The sequence below is a fragment of the Streptomyces sp. TRM64462 genome (assembly GCF_013362995.1).
GTDB lineage: Bacteria > Actinomycetota > Actinomycetes > Streptomycetales > Streptomycetaceae > Streptomyces.
In genome coordinates this window covers 1-4,197 of record NZ_JABWDV010000163.1, presented here as the reverse complement: position 1 = coordinate 4,197, position 4,197 = coordinate 1, and the positions used below count along the sequence as shown (strand labels likewise).

3 protein-coding genes are annotated in these 4,197 nt (G+C 69.2%); 1 reads left to right on the top strand and 2 read right to left on the bottom strand.

The annotated features are described in order from the left end of the window. Positions 1–50: 50 nt before the first annotated feature. Complete coding sequence (locus HTZ82_RS07350; protein ID WP_175408479.1) at positions 51–632, bottom strand: GNAT family N-acetyltransferase; 582 nt, start codon at positions 630–632, stop codon at positions 51–53. Positions 633–873: 241 nt separating this feature from the next. On the opposite strand from HTZ82_RS07350, the gene secA reads away from it, so the two are divergent. Beyond that, positions 874–3,684, top strand: a complete 2,811-nt coding sequence (secA, locus tag HTZ82_RS07345) for a preprotein translocase subunit SecA (RefSeq protein WP_175408478.1) — start codon at positions 874–876, stop codon at positions 3,682–3,684. 105 nt (positions 3,685–3,789) lie between these two features. Here secA and HTZ82_RS07340 read toward each other — a convergent pair whose 3' ends face one another. Further along, positions 3,790–4,155: an Rv3235 family protein gene (locus HTZ82_RS07340; RefSeq protein WP_175408480.1), complete on the bottom strand. Its 366-nt coding sequence runs from the start codon at positions 4,153–4,155 to the stop codon at positions 3,790–3,792. Between the last annotated feature and the right edge of the window lie 42 nt (positions 4,156–4,197).

Sequence of the window (4,197 nt, the reverse complement as noted above, 5' to 3'; positions counted from 1 at the left end):
GGTGGCCGTGCCGCGGCCGTGCGCCCCACCGCGCCGTGCCCGGGCGGCCCTCACTGCCTCGACGGGAGGTACGGGACCGGGCTCGGCAGGCCGAGGTCGGACGGGAGCAGGGAGGCGATCTCGCAGTCGCGCCGTGTCCCCCGGTGCTCCAGGCCGGCGCGCAGGACGCCCTCCATGGTGAAGCCGGCCTTCTCGGCGACGAGGCGTGAGCCGGTGTTGCCGGTCTGGGCGCGCCATTCCAGGCGGGCGCAGCCGAGGGCGGTGAAGGCCCAGAGGGCGAGGGTGCGTACGGCCTCGGTGGCGTAGCCGTTGCCGCGGTGCTCCTTCACCGTGTAGAAGCCGACTTCCCAGGTGCCCGCGCGCGGGTGGTGGAGGCTGACGGACGCGAGGAGCGGGCCGGAGCCGTCCTCGCGGAGGGCGCGCGCGGAGAAGGTGTACTCCGTGTCGTCGCGCCAGCCCTCCGGTACGTGCCGGAGGACGAAGTCCTCGGCGTCCTCGCGGCGGTACGGGTCGGGGAGCGGTATCCAGCGGTGCAGCTCCGGGTCCTGGCAGGCCGCGCGTACGTCTTCGGTGTCGGCGGGGGTGAAGGTGCGAAGGATCAGGCGTTCGGAGGTGAGGACGACGGGCTCCATGACGGGATTCTGGTGGCGCCGGGGGTAGGGTGCGAACACTTTTCGTGTTCGGCGGCACCTTCGGGACGTCCCGTGCGTTCTCCTTACCGGGCGGCAGTCGGTCCTCGGCGGCGGTGGACCTCCCGGCGTGCCCGGGTCCTCGCTTACGATGGCCGTTGCGGTGGGGCCCACCTGCCGTGCCCGTGCCAGTGTCCATGACAAGACCCAGTGCCAGGCCCGACCGGCAAGGAGACCAGCCTCAGTGTCCGTCTTCAACAAGCTCATGCGTGCAGGCGAAGGCAAGATCCTGCGCAAACTGCACCGCATCGCGGACCAGGTCAACTCCATCGAAGAGGACTTCGTCAACCTCTCCGACGCCGAGTTGCGGGCGCTCACCGACGAGTACAAGCAGCGGTACCAGGACGGTGAGAGCCTCGACGACCTGCTCCCCGAGGCGTTCGCGACCGTCCGTGAGGCGGCCAAGCGCGTTCTCGGCCAGCGCCACTACGACGTCCAGGTGATGGGTGGTGCCGCGCTGCACCTCGGCTATGTCGCGGAGATGAAGACCGGTGAGGGCAAGACCCTCGTCGGTACGCTCCCGGCGTATCTGAACGCGCTTTCCGGCAAGGGCGTGCACCTGATCACGGTGAACGACTACCTGGCCGAGCGTGACTCCGAGCTGATGGGCCGCGTCCACAAGTTCCTGGGCCTGAAGGTCGGCTGCATCCTCGCGAACATGTCGCCGGCGCAGCGCCGCGAGCAGTACAACTGCGACATCACGTACGGCACGAACAACGAGTTCGGCTTCGACTACCTGCGCGACAACATGGCGTGGTCCAAGGACGAGCTCGTCCAGCGCGGCCACAACTTCGCGTGCGTGGACGAGGTCGACTCGATCCTCATCGACGAGGCCCGTACGCCGCTGATCATCTCGGGCCCCGCCGACCAGGCGACCAAGTGGTACGGCGACTTCGCGAAGCTGGTGCAGCGCCTGAAGAAGGGCGAGCCCGGCAATCCGCTGAAGGGCATCGAGGAGACCGGGGACTACGAGGTCGACGAGAAGAAGCGGACCGTCGGCATCCATGAGTCGGGTGTCGCCAAGGTCGAGGACTGGCTGGGCATCGACAACCTCTACGAGTCGGTGAACACCCCCCTCGTCGGCTATCTGAACAACGCCATCAAGGCGAAGGAACTGTTCAAGAAGGACAAGGACTACGTCGTCATCGACGGCGAAGTCATGATCGTCGACGAGCACACGGGCCGTATCCTCGCCGGCCGCCGCTACAACGAGGGCATGCACCAGGCCATCGAGGCGAAGGAAGGCGTCCCGATCAAGGACGAGAACCAGACGCTCGCCACGATCACGCTGCAGAACTTCTTCCGCCTCTACGACAAGCTGTCCGGCATGACCGGTACGGCGATGACCGAGGCCGCCGAGTTCCACCAGATCTACAAGCTGGGCGTCGTCCCGATCCCGACGAACCGGCCCATGGTCCGCATGGACCAGTCGGACCTGATCTACCGCACGGAGGTCGCGAAGTTCGCGGCGGTCGTCGACGACATCGCGGAGAAGCACAAGAAGGGCCAGCCGATCCTCGTCGGTACGACGTCGGTCGAGAAGTCCGAGTACCTGTCGCAGCAGCTCTCCAAGCGGGGCGTGCCGCACGAGGTGCTCAACGCGAAGAACCACGAGCGTGAGGCGACGATCGTCGCCCAGGCCGGCCGCAAGGGCGCCGTGACCGTCGCCACGAACATGGCCGGCCGTGGTACGGACATCAAGCTCGGCGGCAACCCCGACGACCTCGCCGAGGCGGAGCTGCGCCAGCGCGGCCTCGACCCGGTCGAGCACGTGGAGGAGTGGGCCGCCGCCCTGCCCGCCGCGCTGGAGAAGGCCGAGCTGGCCGTCAAGGCCGAGTTCGAAGAGGTCAAGGAGCTCGGCGGGCTGTACGTGCTGGGCACGGAGCGGCACGAGTCGCGGCGTATCGACAACCAGCTCCGCGGTCGTTCCGGCCGTCAGGGCGACCCGGGCGAGTCCCGCTTCTACCTGTCGCTCGGCGACGATCTGATGCGGCTGTTCAAGGCGCAGATGGTCGAGCGCGTCATGGCGATGGCGAACGTGCCGGACGACGTGCCGATCGAGAACAAGATGGTGACGCGCGCGATCGCGTCGGCGCAGTCGCAGGTCGAGACGCAGAACTTCGAGACGCGCAAGAACGTCCTGAAGTACGACGAGGTGCTGAACCGGCAGCGTGAGGTCATCTACGGTGAGCGCCGCCGCGTCCTGGAGGGCGAGGACCTGCACGAGCAGATCCTGCACTTCATGGACGACACGATCGACGCGTACATCCAGGCGGAGACCGTCGAGGGCTTCGCGGAGGAGTGGGACCTGGAGCGGCTGTGGGGCGCGTTCAAGCAGCTCTACCCCTGCGGTGTCACCATCGACGAGCTGGAGGAGGCTGCCGGGGACCGCGCCGGGATCACGGCGGAGTTCATCGCCGAGTCCATCAAGGACGACATCCACGAGCAGTACGCGGCGCGTGAGAAGCAGCTCGGCTCGGACGTCATGCGCGAGCTGGAGCGGCGGGTCGTCCTGTCCGTCCTGGACCGCAAGTGGCGCGAGCACCTCTACGAGATGGACTACCTCCAGGAGGGCATCGGGCTGCGCGCCATGGCGCAGAAGGACCCGCTGGTCGAGTACCAGCGCGAGGGCTTCGACATGTTCACCGCGATGATGGAGGGCATCAAGGAGGAGTCCGTCGGCTACCTGTTCAACCTGGAGGTCCAGGTCGAGCAGCAGGTCGAGGAGGTCCCGGTGCAGGCGACGGCGGAGCGTCCTTCCCTGGAGAAGGAGGCGGCCGTCCCGGCGGGCGCCGGCCGGCCGGAGATCCGCGCCAAGGGCCTGGAGGCGCCGCAGCGGCCCGACCGGCTGCACTTCACCGCGCCGAAGGTCGACGGTGAGGGCACGGTCGTCGAGGGCGACTTCGACAACGGCGGTGCCCGGTCCGACGGGGACGGGATGACGCGCGCGGAGCGCCGGAAGGCGCAGAAGGGCGGGCGTCGCCGCAAGAAGTGACCGCCGCGGGGCGGTACTGAGATACGGCCGACTCCGACGGGCGGGGCCGGTACGCGTGAGGGCGCGTACCGGCCCCGCCCGTTCGTGCGTTCCGGTCACACGTCTTCAGGTGGGGAAGGACTGGGTGTACGGGGCGTCCCGGCGTGCCGGTTCGGTGCCGAGCTCGACGGCCGCGCACCGCCACCGGCGGTCGGCGCCCAGTTCGAGGCGGAACGCCATGGCGCGGACGCGGTCGCCCGCGGTGACGCTGGCGAACGCCTCGACGACGCCGGGGCGCAGCGGGGAGCCCTTGCAGGTGCGCAGGACGGGCCGCTGCGGGCCGCCCTCCGCGGCGCGCAGCGGATTGGCGGGTGCGAGGCGGATCAGCTGCTCGTACGCCTCGCCGATGGTGTGGCCGAGCATCCAGTGGACGGGCCGCTGACCGGTCAGTACGGCGAGCAGCCGCTCGGCGAACAGCACATGCGGAGGCACGGGGAGCGCGACCCGGCGCGTGGCGCCGCCGGACGCGCCCCC